A 13,821-nucleotide genomic window follows, 5' to 3' on the forward strand; every position below is an offset into this window, starting at 1 on the left:
TCCTCTCAGTTCGAACAGCCAGTACCGAATTCGCTGTATTGAAGAATGTGTTTTGCGCCGTGGCTGTCGAGGTAGGTCATCTCGACCGGCACTACGCCGCAGATGTCGGCCACCGGGGTGATGCTCACGACTTGCGCGATGTCCAGTTGCATGCCGTAGCGATAGGCGACGGCCTCTTCATCAGCCTGGGCCTGGGCGGCGAGGCCGGCGAGCAGGACCAGGGACAGCAGGATTTTTTGCATGGGGCAGCCTCCAGACAGATGTGGTGACGACTTGGCAATTCAGGTTGGGATGGGCCCGCACGCGGGGTGCGGGCCCGGAGGGGTCAGAACGGACGCAGCGGGAGGAACTTGCCGTCGAGGGTGACCACGGCGCGGGAACCGCCTTCAGGGTCTTCGACTTTCTTGATGTCGAGCTTGAAGTTGATCGCGCTGATGATGCCGTCGCCGAACTGCTCGTGAACCAGTGCCTTCAGGGTGGTGCCGTAGATCTGGATCATCTCGTGGAAGCGGTAGATGGTCGGGTCGGTCGGCACACCGTCCAGGCTGCCGCGCAGCGGGATGATTTGCAGGGCGGCGACGTCTTCGGCGCTCAGTTCCAGCTTGTCACCGACCACTTCGGCAGCGGCTTTTGGCAGCGGGTGCTGGCCGAGGAGGGCGGCGGTGACGTAGGCCAGGCTCAGGCCGGTGCCGTCGGCCAGGTCCTGCCACGACAGGTTTTTCTGGGCCTTGGCATCCAGGGCGCGAGTGGTCAGGGCGATGCGGCTGTCGTTGTAGGCTTGGGATTGCATGGTGCTTCTCCTTTCGGGGTTGGCTTGCTGTGTGGGATTCATCTTCTGCCGATTGATCCATAGCGTCCAAGACCGATATACAATGCAAGGCATAAGCACTGCCTATAGATGGAGAGCCCCATGCTGCTGCGACATTTGCGTTACCTGCTGGCCGTGGCCGATCACGGCGGATTCACCCGGGCGGCCGAGGCGCTGCACGTGTCGCAGCCGACCCTGTCGCAACAGATCCGCCAACTGGAGGAAAGCCTGGGTGTGGATCTGTTCGATCGCACCTCGCGCTCGGTCAAACCCACTGATGCCGGGCAGGCTTACATCGAATGTGCGCGGCGGGTGCTGGTGGAACTGGAGGCGGGCAAGCGAGCGTTGCATGACGTGAAGGATCTGTCCCGAGGCTCGCTGCGCCTGGCCATGACCCCGACGTTCATGGCGTATCTGGTGGGGCCGTTGGTGCGTGACTACGTGGCGCGGTATCCGGGGATTCACCTGGAAATTTTCGAGCTGTCGATGGATGACATCGAGGCGGGGCTGGCGGATGACTCGCTGGATATCGCGATTGCCTTCACCCCGGTGCGCAGCCCGGACATTGAATGCATTCCGGCGTTTGTCGAGACGCTGGGGGTGATGGTCGGGCGGGAGCATCCGTTGTATGACAGCTCATTGGTTCTGAGCCCCAATGACATCGCGCAACTTGATTTCGCACTGTTGGCGCCGGGTTACATCACCCGGGTGTCCGTCGATGAGTATTTTCGCCAGCATGGCATCACGCCCAAGGTGCAGATCGAGGTGAATTCGGTGAGTACCTTGCTCGAAGTGATCCGGCATGCGCCGATGGCGACCATATTGCCGGAGGCGATAGCCACCGAGGATCGGGCGTTGCGCCGGTTACGTGTGGAGAGTGAGGCGCCGCAGCGGGGGGCGGCGTTGTTGCGGCGCAAGAATAATTATCACAGTGCGGCGGCGGAGGCGTTCATGGAAATGGTGTTGGAAAAACGTTCATGAACAGGGTTTGCGTTCAATAAAAAGGGCCTGCTCCTTATCGGAAGCAGGCCCTTTTGTTTTTGAAGTTGCAACTTAGCAGAACCGATCAATCACCCGGACTTCGTTCTTGTTCTGCATCGAGTCCCACGCCTGTTTCAGCGTTTGCAGAACATTACCGATGAAGTCCTTGTCGGCTGCGGCTTTCTTGCCGACATAGCCGTGGCCGCGGCGGTACATCTTCAGGCGGGCCAGCAGGTTCTGGTTGTTCCGGTCGAACTCTTCTTCACCAGCATGGGGCGACAGGCAGTCGATATGGACCTGACCCGACTTGCTGATCCACAGAATATGGCTGTCGTGGCTGTCTTTTTGCGCAGCGAACATACGAGCCAGTTCTTCGATAGTAGGTTGATTGTTCAGATTCATGATATTGCCCCTTGACCAGTCTGGTGATCTTTCAAAGTTGATTCGCTAATACAGGTAGCCCATCGGTTAGTTGATCCCTGGCACCGAAACCAGGACGTCAGCGGTCGCCCGTGTGAAGTACGGGGTCATGCGTCTGTTGCATGTAGTCGTGTTGAATAACTGCTACGCAATAGCGTCACAACGAGGAGAAGCAGCGAAAACCGGGAGGCTCCTTGACGACGTTTTCAGGGTCGACCACAAGCGTCTTGAGAATTTTCGCCAGCGCTTCTCGTCCTTGTACTGGACGTTCAGGCCAGGTCAGCTTCTTCAATCTGCCTTGTGGGCAGCGTGTATCCGGAAAAAACAGCTCGGCGGTCAGACGAGCTTGCTCAAGCGTGTTGCCAGTGCTCCCGATCGGGGAGACGTCTGCATCATGCAAAAGCCAAACGACGCCGTCAACGGTTTTGTAGTGATTATTTTTGCTCACTACATATTGTCGGACAAAGTCATTCTGGAATGAGAAAAGGGCCGATCAGGCAGCGTGAGAAGGGCTGCGCAGGCCGTAGAAGGTGCAGGGGTAACCGTCCACGGTTTTCTGCTGGCGAGTGAAGTCGCCGCCGCTCACCTCAGGGATGACCCCGGCCCAGAACCGCTGTGCGGGCAGGTTGGCGTCGACATGGAAAATCTGCCATTGACCGGGCAAATGGCTCAAGAGGGCAGAGGCGACAAACTGCGCGACGCCTTGGCCACGCCAGCGTCGGCTGACGAAGAAATAGCCGATGTTGTAGTCGGCGCCTTCAATGAGGATGTGGTCATCGACGGTCACGAACCCCGCCAGTTCGCCGTCGACGTGGATCAGGAACGGCCGGGTTGCCGGTTGGCGCCAGTAATCGTCTTTCAACTGGATCGGGAAGAAACCATGCCCGCCCAGCTTCAGCGGTAGCCACTCGCTGAAGTCGTAGGTGTAGAACTGCATCAGGTTTTCGATGGTGTCCAGTTCGTCGCGCCGGGCGACGCGCAGTTCGATGACAGACATGCCGCTGCCTCCTGACAATCACTGCAGAAACAGTAGCGCGCAACGGGCTATTTGGCTGCCGGTTTTACCGTACGTTTGCCGGTACTGGTGGTTTTGCGCCGGGTGGTCTTGCGCTTGTTCTTCCACGGTGCAGCGGCTTTGCCGGCAGGCGGCGGGCCGCTGATGGTCAGGCTCAGGCCGGCACATCGGGTCACTTGCTTGCTCATCCACGCGGCCTGCTTGGTGACAAACTCTTCCAGACTCATTTCGCCGCTCTGCACCATGTCCAGCGCCTGTTCCCAGATCGCGGTGGTGCCGGGATCGGCAATCGCCCGGGGCACCGCATCGATCAGGCTGAACGCGGCGGGCGTGGCGGACAATGCCTTGCCGTTCTTCACCAGATAACCGCGATCCAGCAGGCCCTGGATGATAGAGGCGCGGGTCGCTTCGGTACCGATCCCGGTGGTGTCCTTGAGTTTCTGCTTGAGCAGCGGGTCTTCCACCAGTTTGGCGACGTTCTTCATCGCCTTGATCAAATCGCCTTCGGTGTAGGGCTTGGGCGGCTGCGTCCACAGATCCTTGAGCTTCACGTCAGCGATAGCACATTCGGCGCCCTGGCTCAGCGTCGGCAAGGTTTGCGGCGCTGGGGCTTCACGGCCCTTGGCCGAGGCCAATGCTTCCGGCAGCGCGCGTTTCCAGCCCGGTTCGATGATCTGTTTGCCGACGGCGCGCAAGGCCTCACCGGCGCAATCGAAATCGGCCTGGGTGCGATCGTATTCGTGGTTGGCCAGGAATTGCGCCAGATATCGTGCACGAATCAGCGTGTAGACCGCGCGGTGCTTGCCGGTCAGGCGTTCGAGATTCTTCGCGGCGGCGGTGGGGATGATGCCGTGGTGGGCGCTGACCTTGGCGTCGTTCCAGGCACGGGAGCGGCGCTGCGGCTCCAGATGATCGCGCAAGGCGTCGAGGCCAGGATCGGCCTGACGCAACGCCGCGAGAATCCCCGGCGCCTCGCTGTGCTGGCTCAGGGGCAGGTAACCGCAATCGCTGCGCGGGTAGGTGATGACTTTGTAGGTTTCGTAAAGGGCCTGGGCGATGTCGAGGGTTTCCTGGGCGCCGAGGCCGAGTTTCTTCGAGCAGACTTCCTGCAAGGTGCCGAGATCGAAGGGCAGGGGCGCCACTTCGCGTATGCGCTCGGTGCGCAGCTTGACCACCCGGGCGCTGGTGGCGCTGCTGATCGCCGCAGCCGCCTGCTGCGCGAGGGCCTGATTGAGGCAGCGATCCTGATCGTCACAGGCATCGTTCGGTGCACGCCATTGCGCCGTAAACGCCGTGCCGTCATGCAGCAGTTGCACATCGATGGCCCAGTAAGCGACGGGTATGAAATCGGCAATGCTGCGGTCGCGATCCACCACCAATCGCAGGGTCGGCGTCTGCACCCGGCCCACCGGCAACACGCCTTGATAGCCCGATTGCCGGCCGAGCAGGGTGAACAGGCGACTCATGTTCATCCCGATCAGCCAGTCCGCCCGGGAACGCCCCAATGCCGAGTGATACAGGCTGAAGGTTTCGGCGCCGGGCTTCAACGCCGCCAATGCCTTGCGGATCGATGCTTCGTCCAGCGCCGACAGCCACAAGCGGCGGATCGGCCCGCGATAGCGGCAATGTTCCACCAATTCCCGGGCGATCATTTCGCCTTCGCGGTCGGCGTCGGTGGCGATGATCAGCTCGCTGGCCTCGCCGAGCAGGCGCTTGACCGCTTTGTACTGACTGGCAGTGCGCGGCTTGACGGTCATTTTCCATTTGTCCGGGATGATCGGCAGGTCCGCCAGCACCCAGCGCTTGTAGCGGGCGTCGTAGGCGTCCGGCGGAGCGGTTTCCAGCAGGTGGCCGATGCACCAGGTCACCGTGACATCCGTTCCCAGCCAGCAGCCATCGCCCCGGCGCCTGGCACCGAGTACGGCCGCAATATCCTTGGCCTGGGAAGGTTTTTCACAGAGGTACAGCCGCATAACCACCGTCGTCGATCATTGCCCGAAGAGGCGCACAGAATGGCCTGAGTCGGGCGTCGGGGCAACTTTTATCTGTATGGATATACAGATAAAAGGATTGCCGGTCATGACAGCTTGCGTCGGGGCAATCGGGGACGCTATCGAGAAATTGAATGGCGCTCGCGCCCGGCACTGTGTCAGGTTCGGATCGCCTCAACAGGGCGAGTGACAGGACGATCTCGCCAGAAGATCGCCGTTTTACTGTCTGACACTGACTCTTCAGCAACAAGGACGTACACCATGTCTCAACCTTCCTCCCAGGCCAGCAGTGCCTTCACCGCGGTCGACACCTTCAGCCACCTGTATGACCGTGGCACCGGGACCGTCAACGGCAAACCGTCGTTCACCGCCGACCAGGCCGCCGACGAAATCCTGCGCAAGGGCATGTCGTGGCAGGACAAGAATGCCGACGGCAAGATTGATCTGACTTACACCTTCCTGACCGACAAACCGTCGAACTACAACCCGAAACTCGGCAACTTCAGCGAGTTCAGCGCCCAGCAGAAAGCCCAGGCCGTGCTGTCGATGCAATCGTGGTCGGACGTGGCCAAAGTCACCTTCACCGAAGGCAAGGGCGGCGACGGCCACATGACCTTCGGCAACTACGACGTCAGCACCGGCGGCGCGGCGTTTGCCTACCTGCCACAGGGCAGCAGCTATGACGGCCAGTCGTGGTACCTGATCAACGATCAATACCAGGTCAACAAAACCCCGGACACCAACAACTACGGGCGTCAGACCCTGACCCACGAAATCGGCCATACCCTCGGCCTGTCGCACCCGGGTGCCTACAACGCCGGCAACGGCAACCCGACCTACAACGACGCCAAGTACGCCGAAGACACCCGTGGCTACAGCCTGATGAGCTACTGGAGCGAAGCCAACACCGACCAGAACTTCAGCAAGGACGGCAGCGGCGCCTACGCTTCGGCTCCATTGCTGGACGACATCGTCGCCGTGCAGAAACTCTACGGGGCCAACCTCGAAACCCGTGCCGATGACACCGTGTACGGCTTCAACTCCAACGCCGGCCGCGACTACTACAGCGCTACTTCGAACACCTCCAAAGTGGTGTTCTCGGTGTGGGACGGCGGCGGCAACGACACCCTGGACTTCTCCGGCTTCAGCCAGAACCAGAAGATCAACCTCAACGAAGGTTCGTTCTCCGACGTCGGCGGTCTGGTGGGCAACGTGTCCATCGCTTATGGCGTGACCGTGGAAAACGCCATCGGCGGTTCGGGCAATGACCTGTTGATCGGCAACAGTGCAGCCAACGAACTGATTGGCGGTGCCGGCAACGACATCATCTACGGCGGTGGCGGCGCTGACACGCTGTGGGGCGGTGAAGGTGCGGACACCTTCGTGTTCGGCGCCGCCAGCGACTCGACCATGACCGCGCCGGACTGGATCATGGATTTCACCAGCGGCCTGGACAAGATCGACCTGTCGGGCATCGCCGGGTTTGCCACCGGCGCGGCCACGCTGAACTTCGTCAGCGGCTTCACCGGCCACGCGGGTGACGCGATCCTGACTTACTTCGCAGAGACCAACCAGACCAGCCTGATGATCGACCTGACCGGCCAGGGCTCAGTGGACTTCGCGGTGGGCGTGGTGGGGCAGGCCGTGTCGACCGATATCGTCGCCTGATCTGAAACGGGAAAACCGCAGCCTTTACCGGCTGCGGTTTTTTTATGGGCGAAAAAAGCCGTTCGGCTGCGAACCCGACGTGATCGCGCCGCATGGGTTATACCTGAAGCGCTCCCTTCGTCGCAGTCAGGAGAAACCGATGAAAACCTCCGGTCCCAGCCCCGTCATCACCATCGCCGAGCAGCCAGGTTGTGTGTTGGTGAAGTTCCATGGCATCCAGGTCGCCGCCTCGGCCCGCGCACTGGTGTTACTCGAAGCCAATTACCCGCCGGTCTACTACATCCCCCGCGAAGACATCGACGAAAAATACTTCGCCCGCACCGACCATACGAGTTATTGCCCGTACAAGGGCGACGCCAACTATTTCAGTCTGCAGGTGCCCGGTCATGAAGGGGCGAACGCTGTGTGGACGTATGAACATCCGAAGATTTCGGTCAGCCAGATCAAGGATTACGTTGCGTTCTATCCCGATCAGGTGAAGTTTGAATTGCTGGGGACGGAGCTCTGACAGACAGGTTGTGGCGAGGGTGTGAAACCCCCGCCACAGGCTTCAGGATCAGTTCTTGTCCAGATCGATATTCTTCGTCTCACGCAGGCAGATCATCCCCACCACCAGGCTCACCCCGGTAATCAGCACCGGGTACCACAGCCCGTAGAAAATATCCCCGGTGTACACCACCAGCGCAAACGACACGGTCGGCAGGAAACCGCCGAACCAGCCGTTGCCGATGTGGTACGGCAAGGACATCGAGGTGTAGCGGATGCGGGTCGGGAACAGCTCGACCATCAGCGCCGCGAGCGGGCCGTAGCACATGGCGGAGATGATGATCAGGGCGACGATCAGGGCCACGATCATCGGCTTGTTGATCTGCTGCATGTCAGCCTGTTGCGGGTAGCCGGCGAGGGTGATTGCGCCGCGCAGGGCAGCTTCGTCGAAACCGTCGAGTTTCACATCACCGACGCTCACCTGCACCGCGCTGCCGGCGGGCGCTGCGACGCTGGAGTAGGGCAGGCCCTGCTTGACCAGGAAGGTCTTGACCTTGTCGCACGGGCTGTCGAATTTGGCCTTGCCCACCGGGTCGAACTGGAAGGTGCAGGTGGCCGGGTCGGCCACCACGGTGATCGGCGCCTGTTGGCTGGCATGGTCGATGGCCGGGTTGGCGTAGTGGGCCAGGGATTTGAAGATCGGGAAGTACAGCGCCGTGGCCAGCAGCAGGCCGAGCATCAGCACCGGTTTGCGCCCGACCTTGTCCGACAGCCAGCCGAAAATGATGAAGAACGGCGCGCCGATCACCACGCTGATGATCAGCAGACTGTTGGCCACCGCCGGGTCCATTTTCAGGAACTGGGTGAGGAAGAACAGCACGTAGAACTGCGCGGCGTAGAAGGTCACCGCTTGCCCGGCGTTGATGCTGAACAGGGCGATCAGCACGACTTTGAGGTTTTCCCATTTGCCGAAGGATTCGCGGATCGGCGCCTTGCTGGCCTTGCCTTCCTCTTTCATCTTCAGATAGGCCGGGGACTCGTGCAGGCTCAGGCGAATCCAGGTGGAAATGCCCAGCAGCACGATCGACAGCAGGAACGGAATGCGCCAGCCCCAGACTTCGAACTGGTCACCGGTGAAGTAACGGCAACCGAGCACCACCAGCAGCGACAGCAGCAGGCCGAGGGTCGCGGTGGATTGAATCCAGCTCGTATGGAAACCCCGTTTGCCGATCGGCGCGTGCTCCGCCACGTAAGTCGCGGCTCCGCCGTACTCGCCGCCGAGGGCCAGGCCCTGAAGCATGCGCAGCACCACCAGAATGATCGGCGCAGCAATGCCGATGCTGGCGTAGGTCGGCAGCAGGCCCACGGCGAACGTCGCTACGCCCATCAGGATAATGGTCGCAAGGAACGTGTATTTGCGCCCGATCATGTCCCCCAACCGACCGAACACCAGCGCCCCGAACGGCCGCACAATGAAGCCTGCGGCAAACGCCATCAGCGCGAAGATGAACGCCGTGGTGTCGTTGACTCCGGCGAAGAACTGCTTGCTGATCACCGCAGCCAGGGCGCCGTAGAGAAAGAAGTCATACCACTCGAACACCGTCCCGAGGGACGAGGCGAAGATGACCTTTCGGGTATCGGAGCCGGCGTCCGTGCTGCGCACGGCGTCCAGCGGCTGAGCGTGTTCTGACATATCGGTATCCCTCACAGTGATTGTTTTTGTTGTTTCCACTGGTGTTGCGTGTCCGGGTGATGCGCGATGCCTTTTTTGCCTGGTGCAAAACTGTGGGAGCGAGCCTGCTCGCGAAGGCGTCCTTTCAGTCAACATCTATGTTGAATGTGCGACCGCATTCGCGAGCAGGCTCGCTCCCACAGGGGTTGTGTTTACAGGTGTAGGGTTGAGCATCAGCTGTGCCGCTTTTTCAGCAATCATCAGCGTAGGCGAACACGTGTTGCCGGAGGTAATGCGTGGCATGATCGACGCATCGGCAATCCGCAGGCCGGGCACGCCATGCACCCGCAACTGCGCATCGACCACGGCGTCCGCGTCATTGCCCATGCGGCAGGTGCCGACCGGGTGGAAAATCGTCGTGCCGATCTTCGCCGCTGCTTCGTGCAGTTGTTCTTCGGTTTGCAGGCTGGCGCCGGGCAGGTATTCCACCGGGTTGAAGGCTTGCAGGGCCGGTGCGCTGACGATGCGCCGGGTCAGGCGGATCGCGTCGGCGGCCACGCGCAGGTCTTCGGGATGGCTCAGGTAATTGGGCTGAATCAGCGGCGCTGCTTGCGGATCGGCGGAGCGAATTTCGATGCGGCCTCGGCTCTGTGGCCGTAAATCACAGACCGACGCGGTAAACGCGGGGAAGCTGTGCAGCGGTTCGCCAAAACGTTCCAGCGACAACGGCTGCACGTGGTATTCGAGATTGGCCGAAGTCTGTTCCGGCCCCGAACGGGCAAACGCGCCGAGCTGACTTGGCGCCATCGACAACGGCCCGCTGCGGTCATACAGATAACGCAAACCCATGCCCATCTTGCCCCACACGCTGCCGGCAATCTGGTTGAGGGTGCGGGCGTTTTCCAGTTTGTAAATCAGCCGCAGTTGCAGGTGATCCTGCAGGTTGCCGCCGACACCCGGCAGCTCATGCACCACGCCGATACCGAGCTTTTCCAGCAGCGGACGCGGGCCGATCCCGGAGCGTTGCAGAATGCTCGGTGAGCCCACGGAGCCGGCGCACAACACGATCTCCTTGCGCGCCTTGAAGCTCTTTTGTTGACCCTGCCAACGAGCGCTGACCTTCGAGGCGCGGCCGTCTTCGAACAACACGCGGTCCACCTCAACTTCAGTCAGCACCGTGAGATTGGCCCGATCGCGAATCGGCTTCAGAAACGCCTTCGCCGCATTCCAGCGCACCCCGGCCTTCTGATTGACCTGAAAGTAGCCGCAACCCTCGTTGTCGCCCTGGTTGAAGTCATCGATGCTGGCGATGCCGCTCTGTTCGGTGGCGCTGCGGAATGCATCGAGAATCGGCCACGACAGGCGCTGGCGTTCGACCCGCCATTCACCCTTGTCGCCATGGAAATCCGCCGCGCCGGCAAAGTGGTTTTCGCTCTGTTTGAACAGCGGCAGCACGTCGTTCCACGCCCAGCCCGGATTGCCCTCGGCGGCCCAGCGGTCGTAGTCGTTGGCCTGGCCACGCATGTAGATCATGCCGTTGATCGACGAACAGCCGCCCAGCACCTTGCCACGCGGGTAACTCAACGCGCGGCCGTTAAGGCCCGCTTGTTCTTCGGTCTTGAAGCACCAGTCGGTGCGCGGATTGCCGATGCAGAACAGGTAACCCACGGGGATGTGAATCCACGGATAGTTGTCGCGCCCGCCAGCCTCCAGCAACAGCACGCGCCGCTGCGGATCCGCCGACAGCCGATTGGCCAGCAAACACCCGGCCGGCCCGGCGCCGACCACGATGTAATCGAATTCATCGAGGGAAGTCTGCATTCCCTGACCTCGCTTATTGTTTTTGTTGTCAGTCATCCTAGTTGTTAGCTTTCGTCAAAAGAATGTTAGTTTTTGCGCAGCCGCTGTGCGTTTTCAAACAGCACTCCCTGACGATAGCCGACAAGGACAAGCCATGTTCGACTGGAACGACCTGCGGTTCTTTCTCGAATTGCAGCGCAGCGGCCGACTGCTTACCGCCGCACGCCGCCTGAACACCACTCATGCCACCGTCGCCCGACATATCGAGGCCATCGAAAAAAGCCTCGGCACCGCGCTGTTCGTCCAGCAGGCCCAGGGCTATGAAATGACCCCGGCGGGGGAGGCGCTGCTCAAACACGCCGAAGCCATGGAAAACGTCGCGCTGCTGGCCCAGGAAGAAATCACCCAGTCCACCGCGCCGCTTGGCAAGATCCGCGTCGGCGTGACCGAAGGGCTGGGCATCATGTTCCTCGCCAGCCGCATGATCGGATTGTTCGAACGCTATCCGGGGCTGGAAGTGGAACTGGTGGCGGTGCCGCGCTTCGTCAGCATCCTCAACCGCGAGGCGGAAATCAGCATTCACCTGGAACGGCCGGCGGCGGACATGCTGGTCACCCGCAAACTCACCGATTACCGGCTCGCCCTCTATGCCAGCCGCGCTTACCTCGACAATGCGCCGCCGCTGCATACCCGCGAGGATCTTGGCCGGCATGCGTGGATCGGCTATGTGGATGATCTGCTGTTCAGTCAGGAGCTGATGTTTCTCAACAGCTTCTGCCGCAATCCGCGCGTGGTATTTCACAGCACCAGCGTGATCGCCCAGCAGCAGGCGGCGCGTACGGGGCTGGGGATCGCGGTGCTGCCTTGCTATATGGCGGCGGCCGATCCGGATCTGGTGGCACTGCTGCCGGACGAGAGTATCGAGCGCAGTTACTGGATCAGTACGCGGCGGGAGTTGCACAAGTCGGTGCGGTTGCGAGTGGTTTGGGATTATGTGGTGGGGTTGTGTGAGGCGGAGCAGGGGTTGTTGCTCAACCTCTGAGGTCCCAGTTGCGCAGCCTCAAAGTGTGCCGACGCTGGTGGGCGTCGGTTTGAACGCCAGTGTCACCTGATTATTGGCCCCGGCCTGCCACTTCTGCACGTCGTTGGGGTTGGTCTCATTGCGGATGATGCACTTCCATTCCACGACATCACCGGGATTGGCTCCGGTGAATTTTATTGAACCGGTCCAGGCCGGATAAGCAGACGGTGCCAGTTTCACTGCCTTGGTCACATCCCACGCCCCCAACTCGGGGCGGGCTCCCACCACATAGACGCTATATCCTGGCGTTGTCACACCGTTATTGCACTGAAAGTCCACCGGAAGAAAATAAGTAAACGTGACGGTGCTTTGTGCATTGCCGATCAAACTCAGCATCGCCAACAAAAGAACACCCTTTGGCACTGGATGACGAATCCGGAACATGTTGAACGCCTCGATTGACTGTCGTTGAGGCCAGCGTAAGCCCGGCCAAACGGCGAGTAACCTGACAGAACTGACAGTCCTTTAGAGCACTTGGCGATAGTGTCGCTCGACGTTCGTCAATTTCGCCTGAACTCCGCAGCCTTGGGCGGAAAATTCAACCCTCCGGTCCATGCAACTAAAATCCCCCGCAAAAGGTCATTCGATTTGCAGAGGTTGAGTCATCACGCAGAACCTCGACAACGAAGACGCTTCCCGTGGCCACTCACCTCGATCGCCGCAACAACCTGTCCCTCGACAGCCTGAATTTCTTCCTCGCCGACGTGCGTGACGGGCTCGGTCCTTATCTCGCGATTTATCTGTTGGCGGTTCACCACTGGGAGCCGGCAAGTATCGGGCTGGTCATGACGATTGCCGGGATCGCCGCGCTCATCACACAGACTCCGGCAGGTGCGCTGGTCGACAGCACACGCTTCAAACGGGCGCTGATTGCGATTGCCGCACTGGTGGTCACAGGAAGTTGTCTGCTGCTGCCGTTCGTGACCTCATTCAGCCTCGTGGCCCTGACTCAAGCCATCAGTGCCGCTGCCGCTTCGATCTTCGCCCCGGCCATCTGCGCGATCACCCTCGGCATTACCGGTCCTCGCGCGTTTACGCGCAGAACCGGGCGCAACGAAACCTTTAACCACGCCGGCAACGCCTGTGCGGCACTGTTGGCCGGTTTGTTCGCATATCTGTTCGGCCCGGTCGCGGTGTTTTATTTGATGGCGGTCATGGCGCTGGCCAGTGTGATTGCCGTCTCGTTCGTATCGGCCAAAGCCATTGACCATGATCTCGCCCGAGGTCTTTCACCCAGCGAAGCGGGGCAGGGCAAGCAGCCTTCGGGGCTTTCCGTGTTGCTCACCAACCGGCCGCTGCTGATGTTCGCGATTTGCTGCGCACTGTTCCATCTGGCAAACGCGGCGATGCTGCCGCTGGTGAGTCAGAAACTGGCGCAAGCCAATCTGCAGATGGCTACGCCACTGACCTCCGCCTGCATCGTCGCGGCGCAAATGGTGATGGTGCCGGTCGCGTTACTGGTGGGCGCGAAGGCCGATGTGTGGGGGCGCAAGCCGTTGCTGCTGGCGGGGTTCCTGATCCTGCCGCTGCGTGGTGTGTTGTATGTGCTGTCCAACGATCCGTGGTGGCTGGTGTCGGTGCAACTGCTCGATGGCATCGGCGCGGGGATTTTCGGCGCGCTGTTTCCGGTGGTGGTGAAAGACCTGACGCTGGGGACCGGGCACTTCAATGTCAGCCTCGGGGCGATTTCGACGGTGTTCGGTCTGGGCGCCGCGTTGAGCAACAGCCTGGCGGGGATTGTGGTTCAGGAGGCAGGCTACAGCGCTGCGTTCCTGACCTTGGCAGGGGTAGCGATGGCGGCGCTGGTGCTGCTTTGGATGGCGGTACCGGAGACGGTGTCGCGGGGTGCGTTGGAGTACGTGCACACTGGGTGAGCCGCCTCCTGCAACGCTTGTGTAT

14 protein-coding genes are annotated in these 13,821 nt (G+C 60.9%); 6 read left to right on the top strand and 8 right to left on the bottom strand.

Annotated elements, in window-relative coordinates:
- Positions 1-5 precede the first annotated feature (5 nt).
- Both DXT77_RS08585 and cynS read right to left on the bottom strand, forming a co-directional pair.
- The gene (locus tag DXT77_RS08585; protein WP_119427329.1) at positions 6-242 is read right to left on the bottom strand and encodes a DUF2790 domain-containing protein; all 237 of its coding nucleotides are present in this window, start codon (positions 240-242) and stop codon (positions 6-8) included.
- Positions 243-325: 83 nt separating this feature from the next.
- Complete coding sequence (gene cynS / locus DXT77_RS08590) at positions 326-790, bottom strand: cyanase (protein ID WP_011334741.1); 465 nt, start codon at positions 788-790, stop codon at positions 326-328.
- Positions 791-910: 120 nt separating this feature from the next.
- Here cynS and cynR point away from each other — a divergent pair, with 120 nt between their 5' ends.
- Entirely contained in the window at positions 911-1,789 is an 879-nt protein-coding gene (gene cynR, locus DXT77_RS08595) for a transcriptional regulator CynR (protein WP_119427330.1), read from the top strand.
- 72 nt (positions 1,790-1,861) lie between these two features.
- On the opposite strand, the gene DXT77_RS08600 is transcribed toward cynR, so the two are convergent.
- Positions 1,862-2,191 (bottom strand): hypothetical protein, encoded by a 330-nt coding sequence (locus DXT77_RS08600; protein ID WP_047293552.1) that lies wholly within the window; start codon positions 2,189-2,191, stop codon positions 1,862-1,864.
- Between the two features lie 127 nt (positions 2,192-2,318).
- Here DXT77_RS08600 and DXT77_RS08605 point away from each other — a divergent pair, with 127 nt between their 5' ends.
- Positions 2,319-2,690: a hypothetical protein gene (locus tag DXT77_RS08605; protein WP_085654241.1), complete on the top strand. Its 372-nt coding sequence runs from the start codon at positions 2,319-2,321 to the stop codon at positions 2,688-2,690.
- Positions 2,691-2,702: 12 nt separating this feature from the next.
- Here the strand turns inward: DXT77_RS08605 and DXT77_RS08610 are convergent, their stop codons facing one another.
- Positions 2,703-3,206 (bottom strand): GNAT family N-acetyltransferase, encoded by a 504-nt coding sequence (locus DXT77_RS08610; protein ID WP_119427331.1) that lies wholly within the window; start codon positions 3,204-3,206, stop codon positions 2,703-2,705.
- 47 nt (positions 3,207-3,253) lie between these two features.
- On the bottom strand, positions 3,254-5,197 hold the full coding sequence (locus tag DXT77_RS08615) for a DNA topoisomerase III (protein WP_119427332.1): 1,944 nt from the start codon (positions 5,195-5,197) through the stop codon (positions 3,254-3,256).
- A 279-nt stretch (positions 5,198-5,476) separates the two neighbouring features.
- Between DXT77_RS08615 and DXT77_RS08620 the strand changes: the two genes are divergently transcribed.
- Both DXT77_RS08620 and DXT77_RS08625 read left to right on the top strand, forming a co-directional pair.
- Complete coding sequence (locus DXT77_RS08620) at positions 5,477-6,883, top strand: serralysin family metalloprotease (protein ID WP_119427333.1); 1,407 nt, start codon at positions 5,477-5,479, stop codon at positions 6,881-6,883.
- A gap of 139 nt (positions 6,884-7,022) precedes the next feature.
- Positions 7,023-7,391 carry a DUF427 domain-containing protein gene (locus DXT77_RS08625; RefSeq protein ID WP_119427334.1) on the top strand — a complete coding sequence of 123 codons (369 nt, stop codon included), beginning with the start codon at positions 7,023-7,025 and terminating at the stop codon, positions 7,389-7,391.
- A gap of 48 nt (positions 7,392-7,439) precedes the next feature.
- On the opposite strand, the gene DXT77_RS08630 is transcribed toward DXT77_RS08625, so the two are convergent.
- A complete protein-coding gene (locus DXT77_RS08630) occupies positions 7,440-9,062 on the bottom strand; it encodes an MFS transporter (protein WP_085711441.1) in 1,623 nt (540 codons plus the stop codon).
- Positions 9,063-9,197: 135 nt separating this feature from the next.
- A complete protein-coding gene (locus tag DXT77_RS08635) occupies positions 9,198-10,862 on the bottom strand; it encodes a GMC family oxidoreductase (protein WP_119427335.1) in 1,665 nt (554 codons plus the stop codon).
- A 133-nt stretch (positions 10,863-10,995) separates the two neighbouring features.
- Between DXT77_RS08635 and DXT77_RS08640 the strand changes: the two genes are divergently transcribed.
- Positions 10,996-11,883, top strand: coding sequence for a LysR family transcriptional regulator (locus tag DXT77_RS08640; RefSeq protein WP_119427336.1), 888 nt, complete (start codon positions 10,996-10,998; stop codon positions 11,881-11,883).
- A gap of 18 nt (positions 11,884-11,901) precedes the next feature.
- Here DXT77_RS08640 and DXT77_RS08645 read toward each other — a convergent pair whose 3' ends face one another.
- Positions 11,902-12,306, bottom strand: coding sequence for a carbohydrate-binding module family 20 domain-containing protein (locus tag DXT77_RS08645; RefSeq protein WP_119427337.1), 405 nt, complete (start codon positions 12,304-12,306; stop codon positions 11,902-11,904).
- A gap of 254 nt (positions 12,307-12,560) precedes the next feature.
- On the opposite strand from DXT77_RS08645, the gene DXT77_RS08650 reads away from it, so the two are divergent.
- The gene (locus tag DXT77_RS08650) at positions 12,561-13,796 is read left to right on the top strand and encodes an MFS transporter (RefSeq protein WP_119427338.1); all 1,236 of its coding nucleotides are present in this window, start codon (positions 12,561-12,563) and stop codon (positions 13,794-13,796) included.
- Positions 13,797-13,821: the final 25 nt, after the last annotated feature.

The organism is Pseudomonas sp. 91RF, from assembly GCF_003576265.1.
GTDB lineage: Bacteria > Pseudomonadota > Gammaproteobacteria > Pseudomonadales > Pseudomonadaceae > Aquipseudomonas > Aquipseudomonas kribbensis.

Coding starts and splice junctions, on each gene's coding strand:
- DXT77_RS08645 (WP_119427337.1), bottom strand. CDS start 12,306: ATGTTCCGGATTCGTCATCCAGTGCCAAAGGGTGTTCTTTTGTTGGCG.
- cynS (WP_011334741.1), bottom strand. CDS start 790: ATGCAATCCCAAGCCTACAACGACAGCCGCATCGCCCTGACCACTCGC.
- DXT77_RS08600 (WP_047293552.1), bottom strand. CDS start 2,191: ATGAATCTGAACAATCAACCTACTATCGAAGAACTGGCTCGTATGTTC.
- DXT77_RS08620 (WP_119427333.1), top strand. CDS start 5,477: ATGTCTCAACCTTCCTCCCAGGCCAGCAGTGCCTTCACCGCGGTCGAC.
- DXT77_RS08615 (WP_119427332.1), bottom strand. CDS start 5,197: ATGCGGCTGTACCTCTGTGAAAAACCTTCCCAGGCCAAGGATATTGCG.
- DXT77_RS08610 (WP_119427331.1), bottom strand. CDS start 3,206: ATGTCTGTCATCGAACTGCGCGTCGCCCGGCGCGACGAACTGGACACC.
- DXT77_RS08605 (WP_085654241.1), top strand. CDS start 2,319: ATGCGTCTGTTGCATGTAGTCGTGTTGAATAACTGCTACGCAATAGCG.
- DXT77_RS08625 (WP_119427334.1), top strand. CDS start 7,023: ATGAAAACCTCCGGTCCCAGCCCCGTCATCACCATCGCCGAGCAGCCA.
- DXT77_RS08585 (WP_119427329.1), bottom strand. CDS start 242: ATGCAAAAAATCCTGCTGTCCCTGGTCCTGCTCGCCGGCCTCGCCGCC.
- DXT77_RS08640 (WP_119427336.1), top strand. CDS start 10,996: ATGTTCGACTGGAACGACCTGCGGTTCTTTCTCGAATTGCAGCGCAGC.
- DXT77_RS08630 (WP_085711441.1), bottom strand. CDS start 9,062: ATGTCAGAACACGCTCAGCCGCTGGACGCCGTGCGCAGCACGGACGCC.
- cynR (WP_119427330.1), top strand. CDS start 911: ATGCTGCTGCGACATTTGCGTTACCTGCTGGCCGTGGCCGATCACGGC.
- DXT77_RS08635 (WP_119427335.1), bottom strand. CDS start 10,862: ATGCAGACTTCCCTCGATGAATTCGATTACATCGTGGTCGGCGCCGGG.